This window comes from Microbispora sp. NBC_01389 (assembly GCF_045040095.1).
Classification (GTDB): Bacteria; Actinomycetota; Actinomycetes; order Streptosporangiales; family Streptosporangiaceae; genus Microbispora.
The window spans coordinates 4,733,346-4,758,932 of the sequence record NZ_CP109552.1 but is presented as its reverse complement, the minus strand read 5'-3'; the positions used below and the strand labels follow the sequence as shown (position 1 = coordinate 4,758,932).

Sequence of the window (25,587 nt, the reverse complement as noted above, 5' to 3'; positions counted from 1 at the left end):
GGAGTGCCCATGCCCGGGCTGAAGGCTCTGACCCCGCGGGGACGGTCGTTCCTCGCCTCCGGCGTGGCGGCCCTGGTGTGCGCCCTGGTCCTGGGCGAGCAGGACCTGCTGCGCGTGGCCGTACTGATCATCGCGATGCCGCTGATCGCGTCGCTGGTCGTGACGCGGACCCGCTACCGCCTGTCCTGCACCCGCCGGCTCGGCCCGGCGCGGGTGCAGGCCGGCGAGGAGAGCACGGTCACCCTGCGGCTGGAGAACGTCACCCGGCTGCCCACCGGGCTGCTGCTGGTGGAAGACACCCTGCAGTACGCGCTGGGCACCCGGCCGAGGTTCGTCCTGGACCGGATGGAGCCGCGCGGCGTCCGGGAGATCGACTACAAGGTCGGCTCCGACCTGCGCGGGCGATTCCCGATCGGGCCGCTGTCCGTGCGGATCGCCGACCCGTTCGGGCTGGTGGAGCTGGCCCGCTCATTCACCATCACCGACACGCTCGTGGTCACCCCCGAGGTGGTGCCGCTGCCGCCGGTGCGCCTGTCGGGCGACTACACCGGCGGGGGCGACAGCCGTACGCGGTCGGTCGCGGCGGCGGGCGACGACGACGTGGCGCCGCGGGAGTACCGCCAGGGGGACGACCTGCGCCGGGTCCATTGGCGCTCGACCGCGCGGCGCGGCGAGCTGATGGTCAGGCGCGAGGAGCAGGAGTGGCAGAGCCGCGGCGCGCTGCTGCTCGACACCCGCAGGTACGCCCACCGGGGCGAGGGGCCGCGCTCGTCGTTCGAGGTGGCGGTCTCCGCCGCCGCGTCCATCGGGGTCCACCTGTCCGCCGAGGGACTCGCCCTGCGCCTGGTCACCGACCAGGGCGCGCGGCAGACGGTGGACACCGGCCAGTCGTGGTCGCTGCTCGACACGCTCGCGGTCGTCCGGCAGAGCTCGTCGCGGTCGCTTGAGCACGGCATCGGCGTGCTGCGCCAGGGCGGCGGGGAAGGCCTGATCATCGCGGTCCTCGGCGCGGTCGACCCCGAGGAGGCCCTCGCCCTCGCGCGGCTCCGGCACCCGGGCGTGACCGCCGTGGCGGTGCTGCTCGACCTCGGGAGCTGGGACGGCTCCGGCGCCGGGCACGCGCAGGCCGCCCGGTCGGTGCTGACCGGGGCCGGCTGGCGGGTGCTCGACCTGCCCGCCGGTGCGTCGCTCGCGACCGTGTGGCCCGAAGCCGGAAACAGCAGGAGCGCGGCCTGAGCCGGCCGGGCCGGCCCCGGGGGAAGAGGTGGAACCCTTGACATCCTCCCCTCCCTGAAGGGAGGGGATTCCAACCCTCACAGGTTGGGTTTCCTGTTTCGCCGCCGGTTGCCCGCTCGGAGGACTCCGTTGAGGTCTTACACCAGCTCCACAGGCGTTTCACCTCTCCGCCAGCCCGGCGGCGAGGATCCTGGCGGCGTTGACGTCCCGGTCATGGACCGCGCCGCAGGCGCACGCCCACTCCCGGACGTGCAACGGCATCGACTCTTGCAGTGCCCCGCAGGCCGAGCACAGCTTCGAGCTGGGAAACCACCGGTCGATCACGACCAGTTCCCGCCCGTACCACCTGGCTTTGTATTCCAGCATCGAGCGGAGTTGCCGCCAGGAGGCGTCGGAGATGGCGCGTGCCAGGGAGTGGTTCTTGACCATGGCGCGGACGGCCAGGTCCTCGATCACGACCGTTTGGTTCTCGCGGACGAGCCGAGTGCTGAGTTTGTGCAGGAAGTCCCGGCGCCGGTCGGCGATCCGCGCGTGGGCGCGGGCGACCTTCACCCTGGCCTTGGCCCGGTTCGCGCTGCCCGCCGCTTTGCGGGCGAGCGAGCGCTGGGCCTTAGCCAGCCTGCGCCGGTCGGTGCGCTCATGCCGGGGGTTGGCGACCTTGCCGTCCTCGTCGGTCAGATCGGGTATCGGGCGGGACAGGGCCACCAGGCTGGTGATCCCCGCGTCCACCCCGACCACGTCCCCTATGGGGTCGAGGGGGCGGATCGTCTCCTCCACCAGGAGGGACACGAACCATCGCCCGGCCGCGTCCCTGCTCACGGTCACCGTGGACGGCTCCGCGCCCTGCGGGAGTGGACGCGACCACACGATGTTCAGCGGGTCGTCCATCTTCGCCAGCGTGAGCCGACCGTCGCGGTAGCGGAACGCCGAGCGGGTGTACTCGGCCGACGCCCGCGACTTCTTCCGCGACTTGAAGGTGGGGTACCCGGCCCGCTTGGCGAAGAAGTGGGCGAAGGCGGCCTGCAGGTGTCGCAGCGCCTGCTGCAACGGCACACAGGACACCTCAGCCAGGAACGCCAGCTCTTCGGTGCGCTTCCACGCCGTCAGCGCGGCCGAGGACTCGGTGTAGGAGACGCGGACGCCTTCCCGGGTGTAGGCGCGGGTGCGTTCTTCCAGGGCCTTGTTGTAGACCAGGCGCACGCACCCGAACGTCCGGACAAGCTCGGACGCCTGCCCGGGGGTGGGATAGAAGCGGTACTTGTAGGCCCGCTTCACCGTCTGCGCCACGCCGCACATCATGCCACCCGATCAGTCGCCGATCGCATGTTTGTTCGTACGGCGTTTCGCCTGGCGGCGAACCGCCTGCCCCTGCCCTGCTCCGCAGGGGGTCCGATTCCTCCCCCGCCTGAGGGCGGGGGTTTCCACGGAGGATCTTGATGAAACTGCCGATCACGGCGGGGCTCGCCACGGCGGCGGTCACGATCACGCTCTATGCGCTCTTCGAGGGCGGCGCGTGGTTCTGGTCCTGCATGGGGGTCATCCTGGTCGTCGCCGCCACCGGGGCGGTGGCCTCCCGCCTGGGCGCCCGTCCCTGGGTGGCGCCCACGGTCGCGCCCGTCGCGGTGCTCGTCTACCTGACGGCCGCCTTCACCGCGCAGGAGGCGTTCCTCCGGGTGATCCCCACCCTCGACTCGCTCGCCGGGCTCGTCGCGCTGGTCGGGGAGGGTTTCGACGACATCCAGCGGTACGCCGCCCCGGTGCCGGCCAACCCCGGCATCACCCTGCTCACCACGACGGGCGTGGCGGTGATCGCCCTGCTGGTGGACCTGTTCGCGGTGCGGCTGCGCCGCGCCGCGCTGGCCGGGCTGCCGATGCTCGCCCTGTTCACCGTGCCGGCCGCCGTGCTCCCCGAGCCGATCGGATGGCCGGCGTTCGTCGTCGCGGCGTTCGGATACATCGGCCTGCTCGTCGCCGACGGCCGGGAGCGGCTGAAGGGCTGGGGCCGGGCCGTGGTGGTCCGCCGGTCCGGCGGCCCGGCGTCCGGGGTGACGCCGGACACCGAGCGGCTGGCCCTGTCGGGCAAGCGCGTCGGCGTGACGGCGATCGTGCTCGCGGTGCTGGTGCCCGCGATCCTGCCGGCGTTGTCCCCCGACCCGCTGTTCGGCTTCGGCGTGGGCAACGGCCTGGGCGGGAGCGGCGGCAACATCGGCATCCCCGACGCCACCGCCAAGCTCGGCGGCCAGCTCAGGCAGGACCGCAACGCCACCGTCCTCACCTACAGCAGCAGCGACGACAAGCCGCACTATCTGCGGATCTACGCGCTCGACGTGTTCGACGGCGCCAAGTGGACCTTCAACCCGCTGCGGGGACGCCCGGAGGACCGGGTGTCGGAGGGGCCGCTGCCGCCCGTGCCCGGCCTCGGCCCCGGGGTGCCGGTGAAGCGGGCCACGATGCGGGTCACGATCAGCGAGGACCTCGACCGGCTCCACTTCCTGCCCCTGCCGTATCCCGCCCGGCAGGTCGACGCCGACGGTGACTGGCGGGCCGACCGCGGGTCGCTCATGGTCTTCTCCACCCGCGACGAGGTGGCGGGCCTGGACTACCAGGTGGTGACCGACGAGCCCGATCCCGGCCTCGGGGCGCTGCGCTCGGCGGTGGAGCGGCCCGAGAGCGAGCCCTTCCTGCGGCTGCCCGACGGGCTCGACCCGCGGGTGAACGCGCTCGCCCGCCGGGTCACCGCCGGGGCCGCCACGCCGTACGAGAAGGCGGTCAGGCTCCAGGAGTGGTTCACGCAGAAGGGCGGCTTCACCTACAGCCTCCGCGCGTCGGGGTCGGGGGCCGAGGCGCTGTCGCGCTTCGTGCTGCGCGACCGGGCCGGCTACTGCGAGCAGTTCGCCGGGGCGATGGCCGCGATGGCCCGGATGGCCGGCATCCCGGCCCGGGTGTCGATCGGCTACACGGGCGGCAGCAAGATCGACGGTAGGTGGACGGTCCGCACCCACGACGCCCACGCCTGGCCGGAGCTGTTCTTCGACGGCGTCGGCTGGCTGCGGTTCGAGCCCACTCCGGCCGGCGCCGGCGGGCAGGGCAGCGCCCAGGTGCCGGAGTACACCCGGCCCGTCGCCCCGGAGGCCGAGCCCTCGGCCGGTCCCTCGGCGGGACGGTCGGACGACGACGAGGAGACGACCGGCGCCGGCGGCCCGTCGCGGCCGAACCCCCGCCAGCTCGACCGCGAGTCGCAGGGCACGGCCGTCGCCGCCGACCCGGGCACGCCCACGAGCGTCAAGGCCGGTCTCGGGGTCGCGGGCGCGCTGGTGCTGCTGTTGCTGCCCGCCGCGGCGCGCCTGCTGGTGCGGCGTGGCCGCGACCGCCGGCTGGCCCGGTCGTCCGGCGGGCCGCACGCGGCGTGGGCGGAGCTGCGCGACACGCTGATCGACTTCGGCATGGCCGGGGAGCCGGGCGAGACGCCGCGAGCGGTCGGCCGCCGCGTCGGCGAGAGGTACGCGCTGGACCGGGGGGCCGCCGAGTCGCTCGCCCGCGTCGTCACGGCCGAGGAACGGCTGCGGTACGCGCCGGCTCCCCCGGCGTCCGGCCCGGTCCCCGCGGACCTTCACCGGATCAGGCGCGGGCTGGCCGCGCACCTGTCGCGGTGGCGGAGGCTGGGGGCCGCGCTGGCTCCGGCGTCGACGTTGCTGCGGGTGCGGGCGTTCGGCGAGAGCGCGCTCGACGTGTTCGACCGGATGGAGAACCTGACGCCCCGGCTGAGCAGGGCACGACTGAGCAGGGCACGGTTGACCAGGGCACGACTGAGCAAGGCGCCTCTGAGCAGGGCCCGGGAGGGCGGCCCGGATGGGCCGTTCCGCCGGCCGGCCGCCGGGGAGGCGCGGCACGACGCCGGGGCGGCGCGGGAGCGAACCCTCACCGGCACCCGCCGCTGAGCGGCGGGGCCGACGGCGGGCCGGCCCAGGCCCGGGCGGACGGCCCCCGCCGACGAACCCAGGCAGACGAACCCCGCCGACGAGCCTGTGAAGACGAACGCAGGCGGACGGCCCCCGCCGACGAGGCCGGAGAGACGAGACGGTGGGCCCGCTTTGCGGGCCCACCGGGGGTGGTTCAGAACGTGTGAACGAGCGCGGGGATCAGTGCTCGTCGTGTCAGTGCTGTCGTGTAAATGTGCTCGTCGTGTCAGTGCTCGTCGTGGCGGCGGCGCCAGCGCTCCTCCATGCGCTCCATGAAGCTGCGGCGCTGGGGGCGGCGGCCTCGGGTGCGGGACGACGGGGAGTCACCGAACCCGTTCATGCGTTTCCAGCTCGACAGGCCCCACAGGCAGGTGGCCAGCATGACCACGAAGCCGGCGGCACCGAGCCAGATCAATGCCGCGACGACGCCGACCATCAGCAGGACCACGCCGAGTGCGAAGCCTATGGAGGCCTTCACCAGGCGGCGCTTGTAGTGGCTGCGCGGATCACTGATCCGTACGGTGTTCGCCCACTTCGGGTCCTCGGCGTAGAGGGCCTGCTCGATCTGGTCGAGCAAGCGCTGCTCGTGCTCAGACAACGGCACGGCGCCTCCCAAGGACGGCCCCATTCAGGGGAAGACGGCAACGGACGACACGGGGTGTCCGAACCTCGCGGTCGGTTATCCCCAGAATACGAGTCCTCAGACGTAGGCGAAAGAAAACGACCAACGCGGTCCAAACGGGAGGCGACGTCATGGACCTATTGGACCAAACGGACGCCGAACAAGCGATGCCGGCTTCACCGCGTCCGGGCCGAAGCGGCGGGCCGCCCGGTCCATGGCCTGTTCGGCCTCCCGCCAGCCCGTCTCCCGTTCGCCCAGGCCGAGCTGGCGGGTCGCCGCGGCGGCCGGGCCGAGGTTCTCCACGCGCACCCCGACCAGCCGCAGCCGCACCCGTTCCAGCCCTGCCGCCTCGTAGAGCTCGCATGATGTGTCGTAGATCTCCTTCGCGACGTCCGTGGCCTCGCGCAGCGTACGCGACCGGGTGATGGTGGTGAAGTCCGAGCGGCGGAGTTTGACGCTGACGGTGCGGCCGACGTGCCCGGCGGCGCGCAGCCGCGCGGCGACCCGCTCCGACAGCCGGAGCAGCTCACGCCTGATCGTCTCGGGGTCGTCGACGTCGTGCGGGAACGTCTCCTCGTTGCCGATGCTCTTGTCGGGCGCGTGCGGCACCACCCGGCGTTCGTCGCGCCCCCAGGCGAGGGCCGCGAGGTGCGCGCCCGCGACGCCGAGCTCACGCCGGAGCGTCGCCACCGGCACCTGGGCCAGGTCGCCGACGGTCCGGATGCCGAGCCGTACGAGGGCCTGCTCGGTGCGCTCGCCCACCCCCCACAGGGCGGCCACCGGCAGCGGGTGCAGGAACTCCACCACCTTGCCGGCCGGGACCACGAGCAGGCCGTCCGGCTTGCACTGCCGTGAGGCGAGCTTGGCCACGAACTTCGTGCTCGCCACGCCCACCGAGCAGGTGATGCCGTACTGCTCCGCGACCTGGGCGCGGATCATCCGGGCGATGGCGGCGGGGCTGCCGAGCCTCCGCCTGGCCCCGCCCACGTCGAGGAACGCCTCGTCGGAGGCGATCGGCTCGACCTCGGGGGTGATCGACTTGAAGATCTCCATGACGCCGCGGGACACCTCGGCGTACTTGCCGTGGCTGGGCGGGATCACCGTGGCCTGCGGGCAGACGCGCCGGGCGCGGGTCATCGGCATCGCGGAGTGGACCCCGAACCGGCGGGCCTCGTAGGTCGCGCTCAGGACGACCCCCCGCGCGCCCGCCGCGCCCACGATGACGGGGGTGCCCCGGAGCTCGGGGTAATCGAGCAGCTCGACGCTGGCGAAGAAGGCGTCCATGTCCACGTGCAGGATCGGGCAGCCGCTGTCGTCGACGGGCCCCTCCGGCGGCGGCGACGGATCCCGGGGCAGCAGCTGGTTCCGGGACATGACGTCACCCTACCCGACCACCGCCCCGCCAATCTCACCCCACCCGAACGTCTTTTCTATTCGCGTCCGTCCGCGCCCATCCGCGTCTGTTCGCGGTACGCGATGACGTGGATCTGGGTGGCGATGTCCCGCAGCACGGGGTGGGTGGCCGCCGCCCGCTCCAGCGCGACCAGGCCGTCGGGGTCGCTCTCGGCCAGCATGCCCGGCACGAGGTCGGCGAAGATGCGCACGCCGTGCACCTCGCCGACCGCGAAGCCCGCCGTGCCCAGCAGCGCGGCCAGCGCCTCCCGGGAGAAGCGGCGCGGCGTCGGGTCGCGGTCGCCCCAGCGGCCCGCCGGGTCCGACAGGGCCTGGCGGGCCTCGTCGAAGTGCCCGGCCAGGGAGCGGTGGACGGCCGCGGCGACCGAGTTGGCGGCGAGCACGCTCACCACGCCGCCCGGCCGCAGGATGCCGGCGACGGCGCGCAGCGCGCCCGCCGGGTCCTCGACGTACTCCAGCACGCTGTGGCACACGACCAGGTCGGCGCTGCCGGGCTCCAGCAGGTCGCCGAGGTCGGCGGCGTCGCCCTGCAGGCCCTTGACCCCGACGCCCGTCTCGGCGGCGCGGCGCTCCAGGGCGGCCAGCGAGTCGGGAGTCGGGTCGACCACGGTCACGACGTGGCCGAGCGAGGCCAGCGGCACGGCGAAGCCGCCGGTGCCGCCGCCCGCGTCCACGATGTCGAGGGTCTCGCGCCCGAGGGCGGCCGCCCGCTCGGCGAGGACCGCGCGTAGCGCCTCCCAGACGACGGCGCGGCGTGTGGCGTCACGCACTTGCGGCCTCCTCCCGGCTCAGAGCGACAACGAGGGCTTGAGCTGCTTGAAGCGGGCCAGCAGGCCGTTGACGAACTGCGGCGACTCGTCGGTCGACAGCTCCCCCACCAGGTGCACCCACTCGCTGATCACCACGCCCTCGGGGACCTCCTCGGACCACAGCATCTCGTACGTGCCGCCGCGCAGGACGTTGCGGTCCACGGCGGGCATGCGCTCCAGGGTCCAGCCCTCGGCGTACGTCGAGATCAGCTCGTCGATCCGGTCGAGGTGCCGGACCACGCCCTCGACGAGGAAGGAGGTGTACTCGTTGACCGGCGGGTCCGCCCGCTCCACCCGCTCGGCGAGCACGTCGAGCGGGCTCACCTGCCGGGCCTCGGCTTCGAAGAGGACGTCCAGCGCGCGGCGGCGGGCCTTCCCCCGAGCCGACACGTCAGGCCCGACCGAGGTACTCGCCGGTGCGAGTGTCGACCTTGACCTTCTCGCCGGTGGTGATGAAGAGGGGGACCTTGATCTCGGCGCCGGTCTCCAGCGTGGCGGGCTTGGTGCCGCCGGTCGAGCGGTCGCCCTGCAGGCCGGGGTCGGTGTGGGCGATCGTCAGCTCGGCGGCCGCCGGGAGGTCGACGTACAGCGGGTTGCCCTCGTTGAAGGCGATGGTCGCCGTGGTGTTCTCCAGCATGTAGTTGGCGGCCGTGCCCACGACGGAACGCGCGATGTTGACCATGTCGTAGGTCTCGGTGTCCATGAACACGAAGTCGTCGCCGTCGAGGTAGGAGTACTGCATCTCCCGCTTGTCGACATTCGCCACGTCGACCTTCACGCCGGCGTTGAAGGTCTTGTCGACGACCTTCCCGGACATGATGTTCTTCAGCTTGGTACGGACGAACGCGCCGCCCTTACCCGGCTTTACGTGCTGGAACTCGACAACGGTCCACAACTCTCCGCCGTCGAGCTTGAGCACGAGTCCGTTCTTCAGGTCGTTCGTCGTCGCCACGTGCGTCTCCCGCGTGCGGCTGCCCTAGAGGACGAGCAGCTCCTTGGTCGTCAGTGTGAGAAGCTCCGGCCCGTCAGCACGCGTGACCAGCGTGTCCTCGATGCGCACACCGCCCGCGCCCGGAAGATAGACCCCCGGCTCGACGGTGATCGGAACTCGATCCTCTAGTCTACCGGTCCTGCCAGGGCCCAGGAACGGCAGCTCGTGGATCTCCAGGCCGACTCCGTGCCCCAGCCCGTGGCCGAACCGCTCGGCGTGGCCCGCCCCGGCGATCACCTCGCGCGCCGCCGCGTCCACCTCGCCGGCCGTCGCCCCCGGCCGTACGGCGTGGCGGCCCGCGCGTTGCGCCCGCCGTACGAGGTCGTACAGGTCGCGCTGCCAGACGGCGGGCGGGCCCACCGCGACCGTGCGGGTCATGTCGGCGTGGTAGCCGCCGTAGCGCGCGCCGAAGTCCATCGTCACGAGGTCGCCGCGCTCGACGCGCCGCTCGGAGGGCGAGTGGTGCGGGATCGAGCCGTTCGGGCCGCTCGCCACGATGGAGTCGAAGGCGGGCCGGTCCGCGCCGAGCTCGACCATGGCGGCCTCCAGCCACCGGGCGATCTCCCGCTCCGTGACGCCGGCCGCGACGCGCTCCACGACGAGGGAGAACGCCTCGTCGGTGAGCGCGCACGCGCGGCGCAGCGCCTCGATCTCCGCCTCGTCCTTGACGGCGCGCAGGGTCTCCACCAGGCCGCCGGCCGGGCTGAGCACGGTGCGGCGGCCGGGGCGGCTGCCGGGGCGGCTGTCGGGGTGACGGCGGGACAGCCGCTCCGAGAGCCGCTGGAACAGCCCGACCGGCATGTGGTCGCCCTCCACCAGGACCCGCGCCGCGCCGGCGCACCGGTCGAGCAGCACCCCGGTCACGTCGCGGTCCTCGATCACCTCGACTCCCGCGCACACCGCCTCGGCCGTCTCCCGGTAGCGCGAGTCGGTGGCGAGCGCGGCCTCCCCCGCCGCGGTGACCAGCACGGCGGCGTTGGAGCTGGTCAGCCCGGTCAGATAACGCACGTTCACCGGCCAGGTGACGAGGACCGCCCCGGCCTCGTGCTCCCCCAGCGCCGCGGCCAGCCGCGCGCGCCGCGCGGCGTGGGCCTCCTCGGCGGTCCTTCCGGCGGTCCTTCCGGCGGTCCCGTCGGCGGTCCTTGCGGCATCAGTCACAAACGGACTTTACCGCCGTCCTCCGGGCGCCCCCGCTCGCCCTGTGCACCGCACGCACCTCACGCTCTGGGGCGCCCCGGGCGCTCCCCGCCCCCGCTCGCCCGGGCGCGCCGCCTGTCAGGACGCCAGGTCCTTGATCTTCTCGATGAGCCCGACCCGCTCCTCGTGGGTGTGCGCGAACGGGGCGACGTTGAGCGTGGTGACCCCGGCCTCGCGCAGCGCCGCGATCCGCTCCCTGACGTGGCCCTCCGGCCCGGCCAGGGAGACGCGTTCGAGCAGTTCCCGCGGCACCAGCGCCTCGGCCTCCTCCTTCCTGCCCTCCAGGTAGAGGTTCTGGATCTGCTCGGCCTCCTTCTCGTAGCCGTAGCGGCGGGCGAGGTCGTTGTAGAAGTTCCTGCCCTTGGCGCCCATGCCGCCGATGTAGAGGGCGGCCATCGAGCGGCCCAGGTCCAGCACGTCCTCGACGTCGTCGCCGATCGCCAGCACGGCCTGCGCGATCACGTCCAGCTCGCCGAGCGCGGGGTCGCGGCGCGCCCCCCCGGCGGCCAGCGACGCGCCCCACACCTCTCGGGCCTTCTCGGGCATGAAGAAGATCGGCTCCCAGCCCTCGGCGAGCTCGGCGGCCAGCTCGACGTTCTTCGGCCCGATCGCCGCGACGACGATCGGGATGCGCTCGCGCACCGGGTGGTTGATCAGCTTGAGCGGCTTGCCGAGGCCGGTGCCGCCCTCCAGAGGGAGGGTGTAGTGCCGTCCCTCGTACTCCAGCCGCTCGCGCCGCCAGACCTTGCGGCAGATCTCGATGATCTCGCGGGTGCGGCCGAGCGGCGCGTCGTACGGCACACCGTGGAAGCCCTCGATCACCTGCGGCCCGGAGGCGCCGAGGCCGAGGGTGAAACGCCCGTCGGAGACGTAGTCGAGGCCCGCGGCCGTCATGGCCAGCAGCGCCGGCGTGCGGGAGTAGATCGGCAGGATGCCCGAGGCGATCCGCAGCCGCTCGGTCCGCGCCGCGATGTAGCCGAGCTGGCTGACCGCGTCGAAGCTGTACGCCTCGGCGACGAACACGATGTCGAGCCCGGCCCGCTCGTAGTCGGCCAGCTCCGCGACCGTCTCCTTGAAGCCCCCGGAGTAGTTGAGGGCCATCCCGATCCGCATCCGCCTCGTCCTTCCGCGCGTACACCGGTGAGTAACCGAATGATGTTCCGTCGGTGTGACCAAGGCTAACGACACCGACCGGCCGCGGCCACTCCGCCAAGGGGCGGCACAGGGGGCTCCGGTGGCGGCACATGGGGGTCCGATGGCGGCTCGGGGGCGCCTCAGGGGCGTCGGGCGACTCCGCCGAGCACCGGCAGGACCGGCCCGCTCAGCGGCAGCGCGTCGGGCTCGGGCCGCCACCGGTTCAACTCGACGACTCCGGGCTCCACCAGGTCGAACCCGTCGAAGAACCGGGCGATCTGGGTGGCGGGCCGGGCCTCGAACGGCGCGTTCGCCTTGCTGTACACACCGCTCATCGCGGCCATCGCGTCCGGAAGGGGATCGGCGCTGACGTGCGAGATCACGACGTGGCTGCCGGAGGGGAGCAGTTCGCGGTAGGCGGCTATGAGCCCCTCCGGGTCCTCCTCGTCGCGCACGAAGTGGAGGCACGACAACAGCAGCAGCGCCACGGGCCGGTCGAGGGCGAAGCCGTTCGCCTCCGCCGCGGCGACGACCTCCTCCGGCCGCCGCAGGTCGGCCTGCGCGAAACGCACCCGGAGGTCGCCTTCGAGCAGCGCCCGCGCGTGCGCCGCCACCACCGGGTCGTTGTCCACGTACGTCACCCGCACGTCGGGCGAGACGTCGAGGGCGATCTCGTGGACGTTGCCCTGCGTCGGCAGCCCCGCGCCAAGGTCGAGGAACGCGCGGATGCCGCGCTCGCGGGCCAGGAAGCGCACGGCCCGGCCGAGGAACGCGCGGTTCTCCCGTACGGCCTCCCGCACATGGCCCTGCGACAGCTCGATCACCCGCTCGGCCGCCGCCCGGTCGGCGGGGAAGTGGTTCTTTCCGCCCAGGTAGTAGTCGTACATTCGGGCGACGTTGGGCTGATTGACGTCGAACCCGCCGGGCGCCTGCTCCGCCATGACACGCTCCCGCTCGGCCGGATGATTCCTCGTGATCATAAGGCCGGGCGGCCGCCGCGCAGCCGCCGGAGGTCGTCCGGGGTGTCCACGTCGGCCGGGTCGCCCGCGTCGTCGCAGGCCACGGCCGTGACGAGGTCGGGATGGGCGCACAGGAAGGGACGGGCCCCCACATCGCCCACGGCCAGCGCCGCGACCTCCGCGAGGTGCTCGCGGGCGATCAGCACGGGGTTGCGCGGCACGCCTCCGTACGCGGCGACGGCGACCCGGGCTCCGCCCCGGAACGCCGCGACCAGGCGGCGCACCGCCTCGGGCCGTACGAGTGGCTGGTCGGCGAGGGCGATCACCACCGCGGCGGCGGACGGCGGGAGCGCGCGCAGCCCGGCCCGCAGCGACGAGCCCATGCCCGTCTCCCACAGCTCATTGCGCACGACGACCACGCCCACCTCCGCGCCCGCCTTCACACCAGATCCCGCATCCGCGGCCACGCCCCCGGCCGCGTGCTCGACCCCACCCCCGGCCGCGCCCGGCTTCGCTCCCCCCGCTGTGTTCTCGGACGTGCTCTCGGTCATGGCCCTGAGCTCGGCCTCGACCGCGGCTTGGGCGGCTCCGACGACGACCAGCACGGGCCGGCACCCGCCCTCGGCGAGCAGCCGGACGCCGCGGCCGGCGAGGCGCTCCCCCTCGAACTCCACCAGTGCCTTGGGCCCGCCGAACCTGCTGCCGCCCCCGGCGGCCAGCAGCAGCCCGGTGACGATCCCCTCGTCCGTCACGTCGCGTCACCGCTCGCCGTGGATGCGGCCGGAGGTCTCCGTGAGCGGCCTGCCGCTACCGCCCCAGCGGAGCCGGATCAGCTCCGCCGCGATCGACACGGCGGTCTCCTCCGGCGTGCGCGCTCCGAGATCGAGCCCGATCGGCGAGCGCAGCCGGGACAGCTCCTCCTCCGACAGCCCGGCCTCGCGCAGCCGCGCCAGCCGGTCCTCGTGCGTGCGCCGCGACCCCATCGCCCCCACGTACGCCGCCGGGGTGCGCAGCGCCGCCTCCAGCAGCGGCACGTCGAACTTCGGGTCGTGGGTGAGCACGCAGATCACGGTGCGCCCGTCGACCTCGGTGGTGGTCAGGTAGTCGTGCGGCCAGGCCACCACGACCTCGTCGGCCTCGGGGAACCGCCTGGCCGTCGCGAAGACCGGCCGGGCGTCGCACACCACCACGTGGTAGCCGAGGAAGCGGCCGATCCGCGCGACGGCCGCGGCGAAGTCGATCGCGCCGAAGACCAGCATGCGCGGCGGCGGCGCGAAGGAGAGCACGAACACCGGCAGGTCGTCCAGCCGCCGCTCGCCGGCCGGGCCGTACCGCCGCACGCCCGTCGAGCCCTGCGCGAGCATGCCGCGCGCGTCGTCGTCCACCGCGTCGTCGAGCCGGGCGGAGCCGAGCGAGCCCGAGGCCCGGTCCGGCCACACCACCCGGCGGGCGCCCACCCGGCCGGGACCGCCGATGATCGTGGCCACCGCGACCGGCCGCCGCGACGCCACGCCCGCGGCGATCTCCCCCAGCTCCGGGTAGTCGCGCCGCGACACCGGCTCCACGAACACGTCGATGATCCCGCCGCAGGTCAGCCCCACCGCGAACGCGTCGTCGTCGCTGACGCCGTAGCGCTGCAGGACCGGCGTCCCGTCCCCGGCGACCCGGGTGGCGAGTTCGTACACCGCCCCCTCGACGCAGCCCCCCGACACGCTGCCGACCACCTCGCCGTCCAGCACGGCCATCGCCGCCCCCGGCGGGCGCGGCGCGCTGCGGAACGTGCCGACGACGGTGGCGAGCCCGAACCGCCGCCCCGACTCCCACCACTCCAGCACCTGGTCGAGCACGTCACGCATCGGCCCCTCCCCTCCGTACGGCCCGGCCCGGATCCGCCCGCCGGCCGGCCAGCAGCGCGGCCAGGTCCTCGAACGCGGCCAGGCTGTGCCCGGCCACGAATTCCGTGACGTACGGCAGCGCCGCGCGGATCCCCGCGGTGAGCGGGCGGTAGGCGGGATCGCCCTTGTGCGGGTTGACCCACACCACCCGGCGGGCGAGCCGGGAGAGCCGGGCCATCTGCGCGCCCAGGAGGTCGGCCGGTCCCCTCTCCCAGCCGTCGGAGGCGATCACGACGATCGCGCCCCGGGGGTCGGGCAGCCGCAGCAGGGCCCGCACCTCCTCGCCCAGGCGGGTGCCGCCGCTCCAGTCCGGGATGGCCGCCGAGCACTCGTCCATGGCGAGATCGGGATCGTGGTGGCGCAGCGCGCCGGTGATCCTCGTCAGCCGCGTCCCCGCGCTGAACACCTCGGTCGCCCGGGGCTCGGCCCTCACCAGCGCGTGCGCGAACCGCAGCAGGGTGCCGGCGTAGGCGGCCATCGAACCGCTGACGTCGACGACCAGGACGAGCCGGAGCGGCCGCCGCCGGCGGGCGCGGCGGCGCGGCCGGGCCGGCTCCCCGCCGTCGCGCAGGATCTCCCTGATCGTGCGCCGCCGGTCGTACGCGGGACCGTGGGGCGACGGCCGGTAGCGCCGTGACCTGCGCGCCTGTCTCGTGCCGCGCAGCAGCGCGAGCAGGCGGTGGACCTCCCGCCGCTCCGCCTCGCTCATCCGCGCCACGTCCCGGTGCCGCAGCACCTCGATCTCGCTCGCCGTGGCCGGCGGCGCGCCCGGCTCGCCGGTGGTCTCCGGGCCGCCTGTGCCGTACGGCGCCGCCACCGGGCGGGTCACGGTCACCGTCGTGCCGCGGACGCGGCGGACCGGGCGGAGGGAGGCGGAGAAGTAGGCGGCGAAGCAGCGGTCGTACCGGGGCAGGTCGCCCGGCCCGGCGCACAGCGTGAGGCGGCCCGCCCAGTAGACGTCCCGCGCGACGGCGGCGTCGAGGTGGGCGAGGGCCGCCAGGAAGTTCCGCGTGCGCTGGGGGTCGGTCGGCACCCCGGCCGCCCGCAGCGTCCGGGCGAAGCCGACCAGCCCGCCCATGATCCGTTCCGCGTCGCCTGCCCGGCCTGGCCCGATCCCCTGAGCCTCGGGTGTGCGGCGCTCGGTGGGGCGGCGGTCGCCCGGGTCAGCCACGTCCGCCGTCCGCGTGGAGCAGCCCTCCCGCTCGCACCGTCTCCTGGTCCTCCCGGTGCTTGAGCAGGGCGCCGAGCGTGGCGGCGGCCAGGGCCGGGTCGAGCTCCGCCGCGCCGAGCGTGAGCAGGGCCTCGGCCCAGTCGAGCGTCTCCGCGACACCCGGCGGCTTGAGCAGGCCGGCCGCGCGCATCCGCCCGGCGGCCCGGGCCACGTCCCCCGCGAGCCGTTCGGCGCAGCCGGGCAGGCGCCGCCGCACGATGGCCACCTCCCGGTCGAGATCCGGGTGCTCCAGCCAGTGATAGAGGCAGCGCCGTTTGAGCGCGTCGTGCACCTCGCGGGTCCGGTTGGAGGTGAGGACGACGACGGGCGGCGTGGGGGCGCTGATGGTCCCGATCTCCGGCACCGAGATCGTGAAGTCCGACAGCACCTCCAGCAGGAACGCCTCGAACTCGTCGTCCGCCCGGTCGATCTCGTCCACCAGCAGCACGCTGGGCTGCGTCTCCAGGGCCCGCAGCAGCGGCCGGGCGATCAGGAACCGCCGGTCGTAGATCTCGCCCTCCAGCGCGGCCACGTCGGCGGCCCCCGCCGCCTCGGCCGCCTTGAGGTGGAGAAGCTGGCGGGGGAAGTCCCAGTCGTACATGGCCTGCGCGGCGTCCAGGCCCTCGTGGCACTGGAGCCGGATGAGCGGCGCGCCCAGGATCGCCGCCAGGGTCTTGGCGAGCTCGGTCTTGCCGACGCCCGCCTCGCCCTCCAGGAACAGCGGCCGCCCCATCTTGAGCGCGAGATAGGCCGCGGTCGTGAGCCCCTCGTCGGCGAGGTAGTCGTGGTGGTCGAGCAGCTCCGCCAGCCCCGCCGGCGAGTCGATGTCGGAGATGGTGGTGATCCGCCGCAGCACACGGACAGGTTACGCGCAGGCCGTCGCGCGCCGCTCTGGCCGAATCCGCCAAAGCCGCGCGGGCCTGGGACACCGCCTTGGCACAATCCCACAGCGGTTCCCACCCGGTCGCCGGACACTGCTTAGGGTCGGAGCATGTCCGACGACCGGAGCCCGCCCCGGCCCGCCTGCCTCACCGGCTCCCCCGCCGGGCGGGCGCTGGCCGCGGAACTCACCGCCCGATGGGCGGAGCCGCACCGCCGCTACCACACCACGGCCCACCTGCGGGCGGTCCTGTCCGCGATCGAGCCGCTGGCCGCCCAGGCCGCGGACGCCGACGCCGTACGGCTGGCCGCGTGGTTCCACGACGCCGTCTACGACGGGCGGCCCGGGCGGGACGAGGAGCACAGCGCCCAGCTCGCCCAGGCACGGCTGCCCGCCTGCGGTCTGCCCCCGGAACGGGTCGCCGAGGTCGCCCGGCTGGTGCGGCTCACAACCGGGCACACGTACGAGCCCGGCGACGCGAACGCGGCCGTCCTGTGCGACGCCGACCTCGCGATCCTCGGGGCGCCGCCCGAGGCGTACGAGGCGTACACGCGGGCCGTACGGGAGGAGTATCGGCACGTGCCCGGCGACGCCTTCCGGGCCGGCCGCGCCGCCGTGCTGCGCGCCCTGCTCGGCAAACCCCGCCTGTACGGCACTCCCGTGGGCCGGGACCTGTGGGAGGACCGGGCGCGCGCGAACATGACCCGGGAGCTGGCCGCTCTCTGAGGCGGCCGCCTTTACAATGTAGATCTGCTGCGGGCCTTCGGGCGACGCAGACCGGACGCGCGCAACCGCCGCACCAGCTCCTGGCTGCCGACCGGCTCGGCGCCGAGCAGGACGGCCCGGTCGTAGACCGTCTCCGGCACGTCGTAGTGGTCCCGGTCGAAGGCGCGTTCCGGCACGTCGAGCAGGCGGGCGAACGCGTGCAGCTCCCACAGTGACGAGTCGCTGACCAGGTGGGACCAGAGCAGCCCCCGGGGACCCGGCCAGTTCGGCCGGTCGATCAGCACCGCCATGCGCTCTCCCGTCGTCGCCGGCCAGCATAGGCCGGCGGCGCGGGCCGCCCACCGGCCGGGAGATCCGGATCCGGTGCGCCGGAGGGTGCTCAAGACCCAGGAGAGGGCGAGAGGCTCGAGACGCTTCCGGCGGGCGGATGTGACCGGCCGCAAAGTGCGCGCCGGTCACATCCGGGCGGTCTCAGGCGGCCGCGAGAATGCCCGGAGCGGCTCTGCCGGAAGGCCGCCCGCTACGCCGTCGGCCGCCTCCGCGTTCCGAGTCGATCGGCGGCTAACATTTGCCCGGCACGCGCTTGCACTTCGGACAGCACGTGAATTTGCGGTGGTTCGTGCAGCGGTTGGTGCACTTCGGCGGTTTCGGTTTCGCGACGGACGCGCCGGGAGCCGCCTGCGAGACGACCGCGCCCCTGGAGATCGCGGACGCCTGCGCCGGGGATCCCGCCGCCGGCCAGAGCGCGACCGTGGTGAGCAGCGCCGAGCCGATGGTCATGCCGAGTCGCCTACCTCGCATGGCCGTTCTCCTCTCCGATCACGTCACGCGTGGATTCGGGTGTTCCTCTCCCATAGTCCGGATCGGCTCCCGAGCGCGTCCAGTCCGACGGCCGACACCTGTACTAATCCAGGGTGAATTCATCGCGAGTCTCTATATCCCCATCGACGTGGATCGTCCGGGGGCCCATTCTGGTTCGACCGGTGATGGCCTGTTCCTGCATTCTCCTGGCCCGATATCTACGTTCTCCCATAACGGCACCTGTCAAGTGCCCGGCCGGTCATCGTGATGGGCTCCTCTGTATACGGCAAAAGCCCGAATATTTGGCATCCGTACGGCAACCTCGTCCAGAACACGCCCGCGGCGGTCCGGAGTCGGCAGGGCGGACGGTGCGCGGGCACCGCGCCGCGCGACCACAGCCGCGGAACCAGCCGCGGAACCTCGGTCGCGCGACCACAGTCGCGCAACCACAGGGTCTCAGGGGGAAACGATGGCCGCACGACATGCCCGATCCCTTACCGCGCTCACGGCCGCGGTCACACTGACGCTGGCGCTGCTCACCGGCTGCGGACGCACGACCACCGACGTGGCGTCCGGAGACGCGGCCGCCGCCGGCCCGGCGGTGGTCGCCACGCCGTCCGCGACGGAGAGCGAGTACGACTCGCCATGCCCGCAGGCCGGCAACGCCAGGCGGCTCGCCAAGACGCGCTTCGCGCTGCACGCGGGCCTCGCCCTCGGGGCCTTCCACCGCTACATCTACAAACCGCTGCGCAGTGGCGGTTTCCAGCAGGGAGCGGAGAAGCGCAAGCGGACGTTCGCCAAGGCCGCGGTGGCGGGCCTGTTCGCGCTGCACGAGCTGAAGGTGGCCAAGGGTTTCGCCGTGGCCAACCCGGGTCTGTGCCGGGCCGTCGAGGGTGTCGACTCCAAGATCACGGCTCTCACTGGCAAACTGCGGAGCGGCGACGCGACGGTGGCGGACCTCGACCTCGGCGAGAACGCCATGAAGGGTCTCCAGCAGGACGCCACGAAGAAGGGCTTCGGCTTCAAGGAGCGGAACGTCACCGTCCCGGGCGCGAGCTGACCACGGCGGCGGCCGCCGCTCCGGGCCCGGCCGGTGCCTCCGCGTACCCGGCCGGGGCGACCACCGGACGGGCGGCCGCGTCGCCTCCGCGAGGCGACGAGGTGAGGCGACGGGGTGAGGACGGCGCGGCCGGTCCGCGCCGGTCAGCCCACCCTGGCGAAGAACGCGCGGATGTCGGCCGCGAGGTGATCCGGCTGGTCCATCGCGATGAAGTGGTGGCCGCCCGGGTTGTCCTCCGGCCAGTGAAGGACGATGTTGTGCCGCTCGGCGAGCCGGCGGATGCCGGGCGGTCCGCTGTACACACCGGTCGGCGCGATGGTCTGGCCCTCCGGCCAGCCGGAGCCGGTGCTCTCGTAGTAGGGCCAGGCCGACGTCCCGAACGTCCCCGTGAACCAGTAGAGGCTGACGTTGGTCAGGAACAGGTCCCGGTCGACGACCTCCTCGAGTGGCCTGCCGGAGGCGTTGAACTCCTGGAACTTCTGGGTCATCCAGGCCAGCGCCGCGAGCGGTGAGTCGTGCCACCCGTACGTGAAGGTCTGCGGCGCCGCGCGCAGCAGCGCGTGGTGGTCGACGCCGTGCATCCAGTCCTGTTCCATCAGCCGGGCATAGGCCGCCCGCTCGTCCTCGGTCATCTCCGGAAGGTCCTTCTCCGTGGGGAAGCCGAGACCGCTGACGACGTAGACGCCGGCCACGTGGTCCGGCGCCGCTTTGGCCACCTCCGGGGCGACGTAGGCCCCGAAATCCCCGCCCTGCGCGCCGTACCGCTCATAGCCGAGACGACGCATCAGCTCCGCCCAGGTCCGCGCCACGCGCGCCGCGGTCCAGCCGGTGCCGCGCGGCGGCGCGGAGAAGCCGAAGCCCGGCAGGGAGGGCGCCACGACGTGGAACGCCAGGGCCGGGTCGCCGCCGTACGCACGGGGGTCGGCGAGACGGCCGATGAGCTCGGTGAACTCCAGGAACGAGTTCGGCCAGCCGTGCGTGAGGACGAGCGGCAGAGCGCCGGGCTCGGCCGATCGTATGTGCAGGAAGTGGATGTCCTGGCCGTCGATCTCGGTCATGAACTGCGGGAACTCGTTCAACCGCGCCTCGTGCCGGCGCCAGTCGTACTCCTGGCGCCAGTAGCGGGCGAGCTCCCGGAGGAGGGCGGCGGGGACGCCGCGGCTCCATCCGTCGCCGGGCAGCTCACGAGGCCACCGGGTGCGGTCCAGCCTGTCGTTCAGGTCGTCCAGGTCGGCCGAAGCGATCTCAATACGAAATGGGCGAATCTCTGTGCTCATGTCTCTCCCGATGCGTCGCGATGACGGATCGACGCTAGTGCGCATGTAGGTCGTGACCTGTCCTAGATGACCGGGCATGCTTGGTGCCATGAGTGACATGTCCGCGCGGTTGCTCACTCTGCTGTCGCTGCTGCAGACGCCCCGCGAGTGGCCGGGGAGCGAACTGGCCGGGCGTCTGGGAGTCAGCCCACGGACCATACGCCGCGACGTCGACCGCCTACGCGAGCTGGGATATCCGGTCCAGGCGACGATGGGCGCGGTGGGCGGCTACCGGCTCGCCGCGGGTGCGGCCATGCCGCCGCTGCTGCTGGACGACGAGGAGGCGGTGGCCATCGCCGTAGGCCTGCGCACGGCCGCCGCGCATCCGGTGGAGGGCATCGACGAGGCGTCCGTGCGCGCCCTGGCCAAACTGGAGCAGGTGCTGCCCTCCCGGCTGCGGCACCGGGTGGGCGCACTCGCCACCGCGACGGTGCCGATGCTCGCGGGAGCCGAGCCGCCCGTGGACCTGCGGACCCTGGTGGTGCTCGCCGGAGCCGTCGCCAACCGCGAGCGGCTGCGCTTCGCCTACCGGTCCGGCGACGGCGCCGAGACCAGGCGCCTGACCGAGCCGTACCGCCTGGTCGCGGCCGCACGCCGGTGGTATCTGCTGGCGTTCGACGACGACCGCGACGACTGGCGCTTCTTCCGCGCCGACCGCATCGGCGACCCTCACCCGACCGGCGTACGGTTCCCGGCCCGCGTGCCACCGGAACAGGACCCGGCCGAGTTCGTCGCCGCCAAGCTGTACTCGTCCGCACCCGTTTACGAGGTGGTGGCGACCCTGCGCCTTCCGGCCGGTCAGGCGGCACGCCGGCTCGGCGCCGCCGCGGGGAGCGTCGAGCCGGTGGACGACCACAGCTGCCGCGTACGCGGACCGGCCGACACCCTGGAGTGGCTCGCGTCGCGTCTGCTCATGCTCGGCTGCGAGTTCGAGGTGCACGAGCCTCCGGAGTTGCGCGCGTATCTGCGTGCGCTGGCCGCCCGCGCCGCCCGCGCCTCGTCGCGAGAGCGTCAGTAATCCTATTGACTTGGTAGGAAATGTCGGTAACCCTGTTGGGGAATCTTCCGACGTTCCCTGCGAGGTGTGTCCATGTCCGTCGTCGAACTCGGGGGCGGGGTCCGGGTGGAGTCCCGGTCCCGCCCCCGTGCCGCCGCCGCCCGCGCCGCAGCGAGGCGGTCGTACCGGTGGGTGAGCCCCGTGGTCGTCGTGCTGCTGTGGCAGGCCGCGAGCGGCAGCGGGCTGCTGCCCGCCCGATCACTCGCCGCGCCGTCGCGGATCGCGGCGACCGCGCTCGACCTGGTGCGGTCCGGGACGCTGCCGACGGCGATCGCCGTGTCGCTCGAACGGGTCCTGCTGGGCTTCGCGGCGGGCGCGGCGGCCGGCGTCGTCCTGGCGCTGGTGGCCGGGCTGAGCCGGGCCGGTGAGAACGCGGTCGACCCGATCATGCAGATGCTCCGGGCACTGCCGTTCTTCGGGCTGATCCCGCTGTTCATCCTCTGGTTCGGCATCGGTGAGGCGCCCAAGGTGCTGCTGGTCGCGCTCGCCGTGTCCTTCCCTCTCTACCTCAACACGTTCTCCGGCATCCGGGGCGTGGACGGCAAACTCGCCGAACTCGCCCGTACGCTCCGGCTCGGCCGGGCCGCGCTGGTGCGGCACATCGTGCTCCCCGGCGCGCTCCCCCAGACCCTCGTCGGGCTGCGCCAGAGCCTCGGCGTGGCCTGGCTGGCGCTGATCGTGGCCGAGCAGGTCAACGCCGACGCCGGGCTCGGCTACCTGATCAACGATGCGCGGGAGTTCCTCCGCACCGACGTGATCGTGGTCGGCCTGCTGGTCTACAGCGCTCTCGGCCTGCTCACCGACGCCCTGGTCCGGCTGCTCGAAAGGAGGGCGCTCGGATGGCGGCGCGAGTTCCTGTCCCGCTGAGCGGCACGGCCCCCGCCGGCGACGCGGGCCGCCCCGGCGGGCCGCCCGCCGCCTCCGTACGCGGGCTCACCCGGCGCTTCGGCGACCGCGCGGTGCTGGACGGCCTCGACCTGACGATCGCGCCCGGCGAGTTCGTCGCGCTGCTCGGCCGCAGCGGCTCGGGCAAGTCCACCCTGCTACGCGCGCTCGCCGGGCTGGACGAGGAGGTCGAGGGTGACATCGAGGTCGGCGGCTCGGTGGCCGTGGCCTTCCAGGAGCCCCGGCTGGTGCCGTGGAAGCGGGTGCGCGACAACATCACGCTCGGCCTGGACGCGCCCGGACCGGCCGCGAGGGCGGACGCCGCGCTGGCCGAGGTCGGCCTGACCGAGCGCGCCGGGGCCTGGCCGCTCACGCTCTCCGGCGGCGAGGCGCAGCGGGCGAGCCTCGCCCGGGCCCTCGTACGCGAGCCCCGCCTGCTGCTGCTCGACGAGCCGTTCAGCGCGCTCGACGCGCTGACCCGGATCACCGTGCACCGCCTCGTGCTCGACCTGTGGTCGGCGCACGGCCCGGCCGTGCTGCTGGTGACCCACGACGTGGACGAGGCGCTGGCCCTCGCCGACCGGATCCTGGTGCTCGACGGCGGGCGGGTCGCCCACTCCTGGACCGTCACCGCGCCGCGCCCCCGGCACCTCGACCACCACGACCTCCTCGCCCTGCGCGCGGCCCTGCTGGCCGCCCTGGGCGTGCCCCCGGAAGGAACGAAATGACCAGGAGACTCCTCGCCGCGCTGCTGCTCGCCCTGACGACCGGTACGGCGGCCTGCGGCTCGACCGGGCAGGACGCCGCCGGGCAGCCGGGCGAGGCCAAGGGACGCGTCACTCTGCGGGTCGGCGACCAGAAGGCCGGTTCGGAGGCCATCCTCAAGGCCGCCGGGCTGCTCGACGGCACCTCCTACACGATCACGTGGTCGCAGTTCACCTCCGGTCCGCCGCTGCTGGAGGCCGTGAACGCCGGCGCGGTCGACATCGGCGGCGTGGGCAACACCCCGCCCGTCTTCGCCGCCGCCTCCGGATCGAAGATCAAGGTGGTCTCGGCCTACCGGCAGAGCGCCAAGGGGTCGGCGATCCTCGTCCCCGGCGGGTCCGCGATCACCTCGCCGGAGCAGCTCAAGGGCAGGAAGGTCGCGGTGGCCAAGGGCAGCTCGGCCCACTACCACCTGCTCGCAGTGCTGAAGAAGGCCGGGCTGTCCTTCGCGGACATCCAGCCGCAGTATCTCCAGCCGGCCGACGCCCTGGCGGCCTTCTCCTCCGGCACGGTCGACGCCTGGGCCATCTGGGACCCCTTCACCTCCCAGGCGGAGATCCAGCACGGGGCGCGGCTGCTGGTCGACGGCACGGGCGTCGTGAACGGCCTGGGCTTCCAGGTTGCGGCCCGGGCCGCGCTCGAGGACACCGGCAAGCGGGCCGCGATCGCCGACTTCCTCACCCGCCTCGCCAGGGCCCGGGTCTGGGCCGCCGCCCACCTGGACGAGTGGGCGAAGGTCTGGGCGCGGGAGACCGGCCTGCCCGCCGAGGTGGCGAACGCCGCCGTAGCCAACGCCGTGGCCACCCCGGTCGAGATCGACGACGCGGTCGTCTCCTCCGAGCAGGAGATCGCCGACGCCTTCGGCGCCGAGGGCCTGATCCCCGGCACGGTCACCTTCTCCCAGTTCGTTGACGACCGGTTCAACGATGTCGTCGGAAAGGCCGCGAAATGAGATTCCACTGGTTCCTGCCCACGTCCGGCGACGGCCGGGCGATCGTCGGCGGCGGGCACGGCCTGACCCGGGGTCACGGCCTGTCCGCGGCGACCACGCGCCGCCCGCCCACGATCGACTATCTCGCCCAGGTGGCCCGCGCGGCCGAGCAGGCGGGGTTCGAGGCCGTGCTCACCCCGACGGGGACCTACTGCGAGGACGCGTGGCTGGTCACCGCCGCGCTGACCCAGGTCACCACGCGGCTGAAGTTCCTGGTCGCGTTCCGGCCCGGCGCGCTGTCGCCCACACTGGCGGCCCAGATGGCCGCCACCTACCAGCGGGTCTCCGGCGGGCGGCTGCTGCTCAACGTGGTCACCGGGGGTGAGACGGCCGAGCAGCGGCGCTTCGGCGACCACCTGGCCAAGGACGAGCGGTACGCCCGCACCGCGGAGTTCCTGACCATCGTCCGCGGCGCCTGGGACGGGCCGTTCGACTTCGCCGGCCACTACTACGACGTCGAGGGCGCGACGGTCGCCGAGCGGCCCGACCCCGTGCCCGAGCTCTACTTCGGCGGCTCGTCCGCCGCCGCCGGCCCGGTCGCGGCCCGGCACGTGGACGTCTATCTCACCTGGGGCGAGCCGCCGTCGCAGGTCGCGGCCAAGCTCGACCGGATGCGCGAACTGGCCGCCGCCGAGGGCCGTACGCTGCGCTTCGGCATCCGGCTGCACGTGATCACGAGGGACACGTCCAAGGAGGCGTGGGCGGAGGCGAAGCGGCTGCTCGACCAGATCTCCCCCGAAGACATCGACGCGGCGCGGGCCGTCCTCCGCCGCAGCGAGTCGGTCGGGCAGCAGCGGATGCTCGCGCTCCACGAGGGCTTCCGCGGCGGCAGGGTCAGGGACCTGGAGATCCACCCCGGTCTGTGGGCGGGGGTCGGCCTGGTGCGCGGCGGCGCCGGCACGGCGCTCGTCGGCAGCCACGCGGAGGTCGCCGATCTCGTCGAGGAGTACGCCTCACTCGGGGTGGAGGAGTTCGTCCTGTCCGGCTATCCGCACCTGGAGGAGGCCTACTGGTTCGGGGAGGGCGTACTGCCCGAACTGCGCCGCCGCGGCCTGCTCGGCGCCGCGCCCGTACGGCTGACCGCCTGACCCCGCGCGCCCGCCTCTCCGCGGCGAGGTCCCCGGCCGTCAGGGGTGGTCGGGGGCCTCGCCGCGTTCCCGGATGAGGGCGGTGAGCTGGGCGACCGCCCGGCGCGAGCGCTCCCTCTCGGTGCTCTGGATGCCCATCGCGCCCAGGCTGAGCCCGTTCGCGAGGTCCAGTTTGGGCCAGGGGTCGCCCTCCACCATCGTGACGTCGAGCACCTCGGCCCACTCGAAGTGGTGGACCCGCAGCGGGTTCACCACCGTGATCCCCCGCTCGTCCGCCCGCACCCGCAGGCGGCCGAGCAGGTGCAGCACGAACGCCACGAGCAGCCCGAAGCCGACCATGCCCAGCCGGTCGGGCAGCTGGAACTGTTCCGGCAGGCCGACCGCCAGCACGATCGCGCCGGTCACCATCACCGCCGCGAGGCCGTACGCGATGATCGTCGTGCTCCGGGGCCGCCAGGTGACGGGCAACGACGGCACGCCCTCAGGCATGACGATCCCCCTCACGGCTGCGTACGGCATGCCCGGCGGACGGACGGAACGTGATCACCAGTGACATCTTCCCGGCTCGGCGCTGCGGATGCGAGGATCGCGCG

The 25,587-nt window shown here is 73.6% G+C and carries 25 protein-coding genes and 1 pseudogene; 9 read left to right on the top strand and 17 right to left on the bottom strand.

Features of this window, described 5'->3' with window-relative positions:
- Window positions 1–9 precede the first annotated feature (9 nt).
- Window positions 10–1,236 (top strand): DUF58 domain-containing protein, encoded by a 1,227-nt coding sequence (locus tag OG344_RS21555; RefSeq protein ID WP_405084617.1) that lies wholly within the window; start codon window positions 10–12, stop codon window positions 1,234–1,236.
- Window positions 1,237–1,326: 90 nt separating this feature from the next.
- On the opposite strand, the pseudogene OG344_RS21550 reads toward OG344_RS21555, so the two are convergent.
- Window positions 1,327–2,532: pseudogene (locus OG344_RS21550) on the bottom strand (RNA-guided endonuclease InsQ/TnpB family protein); the annotation flags it as partial.
- Between the two features lie 140 nt (window positions 2,533–2,672).
- On the opposite strand from OG344_RS21550, the gene OG344_RS21545 reads away from it, so the two are divergent.
- Window positions 2,673–5,174: a DUF3488 and DUF4129 domain-containing transglutaminase family protein gene (locus OG344_RS21545; RefSeq protein ID WP_405084616.1), complete on the top strand. Its 2,502-nt coding sequence runs from the start codon at window positions 2,673–2,675 to the stop codon at window positions 5,172–5,174.
- A 247-nt stretch (window positions 5,175–5,421) separates the two neighbouring features.
- On the opposite strand, the gene OG344_RS21540 is transcribed toward OG344_RS21545, so the two are convergent.
- The 12 genes from OG344_RS21540 to OG344_RS21485 form a co-directional block, all read right to left on the bottom strand.
- Window positions 5,422–5,799, bottom strand: a complete 378-nt coding sequence (locus tag OG344_RS21540; RefSeq protein WP_117409750.1) for a DUF3040 domain-containing protein — start codon at window positions 5,797–5,799, stop codon at window positions 5,422–5,424.
- Between the two features lie 147 nt (window positions 5,800–5,946).
- Window positions 5,947–7,191 carry a DNA polymerase IV gene (gene dinB, locus OG344_RS21535; RefSeq protein ID WP_405084615.1) on the bottom strand — a complete coding sequence of 415 codons (1,245 nt, stop codon included), beginning with the start codon at window positions 7,189–7,191 and terminating at the stop codon, window positions 5,947–5,949.
- Window positions 7,192–7,247: 56 nt separating this feature from the next.
- Entirely contained in the window at window positions 7,248–8,000 is a 753-nt protein-coding gene (locus OG344_RS21530) for a methyltransferase domain-containing protein (RefSeq protein ID WP_327045113.1), read from the bottom strand.
- An 18-nt stretch (window positions 8,001–8,018) separates the two neighbouring features.
- The gene (nusB, locus tag OG344_RS21525) at window positions 8,019–8,429 is read right to left on the bottom strand and encodes a transcription antitermination factor NusB (protein WP_150933076.1); all 411 of its coding nucleotides are present in this window, start codon (window positions 8,427–8,429) and stop codon (window positions 8,019–8,021) included.
- Window position 8,430: 1 nt separating this feature from the next.
- Entirely contained in the window at window positions 8,431–8,991 is a 561-nt protein-coding gene (gene efp, locus OG344_RS21520; RefSeq protein WP_150933075.1) for an elongation factor P, read from the bottom strand.
- Window positions 8,992–9,015: 24 nt separating this feature from the next.
- The gene (locus OG344_RS21515) at window positions 9,016–10,188 is read right to left on the bottom strand and encodes an aminopeptidase P family protein (RefSeq protein WP_405084614.1); all 1,173 of its coding nucleotides are present in this window, start codon (window positions 10,186–10,188) and stop codon (window positions 9,016–9,018) included.
- A 117-nt stretch (window positions 10,189–10,305) separates the two neighbouring features.
- Window positions 10,306–11,340, bottom strand: coding sequence for an LLM class F420-dependent oxidoreductase (locus tag OG344_RS21510; protein WP_405084613.1), 1,035 nt, complete (start codon window positions 11,338–11,340; stop codon window positions 10,306–10,308).
- A 161-nt stretch (window positions 11,341–11,501) separates the two neighbouring features.
- On the bottom strand, window positions 11,502–12,302 hold the full coding sequence (locus tag OG344_RS21505; protein WP_405084612.1) for an SAM-dependent methyltransferase: 801 nt from the start codon (window positions 12,300–12,302) through the stop codon (window positions 11,502–11,504).
- A gap of 35 nt (window positions 12,303–12,337) precedes the next feature.
- Window positions 12,338–13,072 carry an NTP transferase domain-containing protein gene (locus OG344_RS21500; RefSeq protein WP_405084611.1) on the bottom strand — a complete coding sequence of 245 codons (735 nt, stop codon included), beginning with the start codon at window positions 13,070–13,072 and terminating at the stop codon, window positions 12,338–12,340.
- A 6-nt stretch (window positions 13,073–13,078) separates the two neighbouring features.
- A complete protein-coding gene (locus OG344_RS21495) occupies window positions 13,079–14,176 on the bottom strand; it encodes an XdhC family protein (RefSeq protein ID WP_405084610.1) in 1,098 nt (365 codons plus the stop codon).
- The gene (locus OG344_RS21490; protein WP_405084609.1) at window positions 14,169–15,386 is read right to left on the bottom strand and encodes a vWA domain-containing protein; all 1,218 of its coding nucleotides are present in this window, start codon (window positions 15,384–15,386) and stop codon (window positions 14,169–14,171) included. The genes OG344_RS21495 and OG344_RS21490 overlap by 8 nt, the downstream gene beginning before the upstream one ends.
- Window positions 15,379–16,281 carry an AAA family ATPase gene (locus OG344_RS21485; RefSeq protein WP_405084608.1) on the bottom strand — a complete coding sequence of 301 codons (903 nt, stop codon included), beginning with the start codon at window positions 16,279–16,281 and terminating at the stop codon, window positions 15,379–15,381. Before OG344_RS21485 ends, OG344_RS21490 begins: the two co-directional genes overlap by 8 nt.
- A 135-nt stretch (window positions 16,282–16,416) precedes the next feature.
- On the opposite strand from OG344_RS21485, the gene OG344_RS21480 reads away from it, so the two are divergent.
- Window positions 16,417–17,031 carry a metal-dependent phosphohydrolase gene (locus tag OG344_RS21480; protein ID WP_405084607.1) on the top strand — a complete coding sequence of 205 codons (615 nt, stop codon included), beginning with the start codon at window positions 16,417–16,419 and terminating at the stop codon, window positions 17,029–17,031.
- Between the two features lie 11 nt (window positions 17,032–17,042).
- Here the strand turns inward: OG344_RS21480 and OG344_RS21475 are convergent, their stop codons facing one another.
- Complete coding sequence (locus OG344_RS21475) at window positions 17,043–17,321, bottom strand: DUF4031 domain-containing protein (protein ID WP_327045103.1); 279 nt, start codon at window positions 17,319–17,321, stop codon at window positions 17,043–17,045.
- 271 nt (window positions 17,322–17,592) lie between these two features.
- On the bottom strand, window positions 17,593–17,832 hold the full coding sequence (locus OG344_RS21470) for a hypothetical protein (RefSeq protein ID WP_405084606.1): 240 nt from the start codon (window positions 17,830–17,832) through the stop codon (window positions 17,593–17,595).
- Window positions 17,833–18,301: 469 nt separating this feature from the next.
- Here OG344_RS21470 and OG344_RS21465 point away from each other — a divergent pair, with 469 nt between their 5' ends.
- Window positions 18,302–18,892: a hypothetical protein gene (locus tag OG344_RS21465; RefSeq protein WP_405084605.1), complete on the top strand. Its 591-nt coding sequence runs from the start codon at window positions 18,302–18,304 to the stop codon at window positions 18,890–18,892.
- A 143-nt stretch (window positions 18,893–19,035) separates the two neighbouring features.
- Here OG344_RS21465 and OG344_RS21460 read toward each other — a convergent pair whose 3' ends face one another.
- Window positions 19,036–20,169: an epoxide hydrolase family protein gene (locus OG344_RS21460; protein WP_405084604.1), complete on the bottom strand. Its 1,134-nt coding sequence runs from the start codon at window positions 20,167–20,169 to the stop codon at window positions 19,036–19,038.
- Window positions 20,170–20,257: 88 nt separating this feature from the next.
- Between OG344_RS21460 and OG344_RS21455 the strand changes: the two genes are divergently transcribed.
- From OG344_RS21455 to OG344_RS21435, 5 genes are all read left to right on the top strand, one after another.
- The gene (locus OG344_RS21455) at window positions 20,258–21,226 is read left to right on the top strand and encodes a helix-turn-helix transcriptional regulator (protein ID WP_405084603.1); all 969 of its coding nucleotides are present in this window, start codon (window positions 20,258–20,260) and stop codon (window positions 21,224–21,226) included.
- Window positions 21,227–21,298: 72 nt separating this feature from the next.
- Complete coding sequence (locus OG344_RS21450) at window positions 21,299–22,132, top strand: ABC transporter permease (protein WP_405084602.1); 834 nt, start codon at window positions 21,299–21,301, stop codon at window positions 22,130–22,132.
- The gene (locus tag OG344_RS21445; protein ID WP_405084601.1) at window positions 22,105–22,878 is read left to right on the top strand and encodes an ABC transporter ATP-binding protein; all 774 of its coding nucleotides are present in this window, start codon (window positions 22,105–22,107) and stop codon (window positions 22,876–22,878) included. The genes OG344_RS21450 and OG344_RS21445 overlap by 28 nt, the downstream gene beginning before the upstream one ends.
- A complete protein-coding gene (locus OG344_RS21440) occupies window positions 22,875–23,867 on the top strand; it encodes an ABC transporter substrate-binding protein (protein WP_405084600.1) in 993 nt (330 codons plus the stop codon). Before OG344_RS21445 ends, OG344_RS21440 begins: the two co-directional genes overlap by 4 nt.
- Window positions 23,864–24,994, top strand: coding sequence for an LLM class flavin-dependent oxidoreductase (locus OG344_RS21435; protein WP_405084599.1), 1,131 nt, complete (start codon window positions 23,864–23,866; stop codon window positions 24,992–24,994). Before OG344_RS21440 ends, OG344_RS21435 begins: the two co-directional genes overlap by 4 nt.
- A 39-nt stretch (window positions 24,995–25,033) precedes the next feature.
- Here the strand turns inward: OG344_RS21435 and OG344_RS21430 are convergent, their stop codons facing one another.
- Window positions 25,034–25,483 (bottom strand): PH domain-containing protein, encoded by a 450-nt coding sequence (locus tag OG344_RS21430; protein ID WP_327045092.1) that lies wholly within the window; start codon window positions 25,481–25,483, stop codon window positions 25,034–25,036.
- Between the last annotated feature and the right edge of the window lie 104 nt (window positions 25,484–25,587).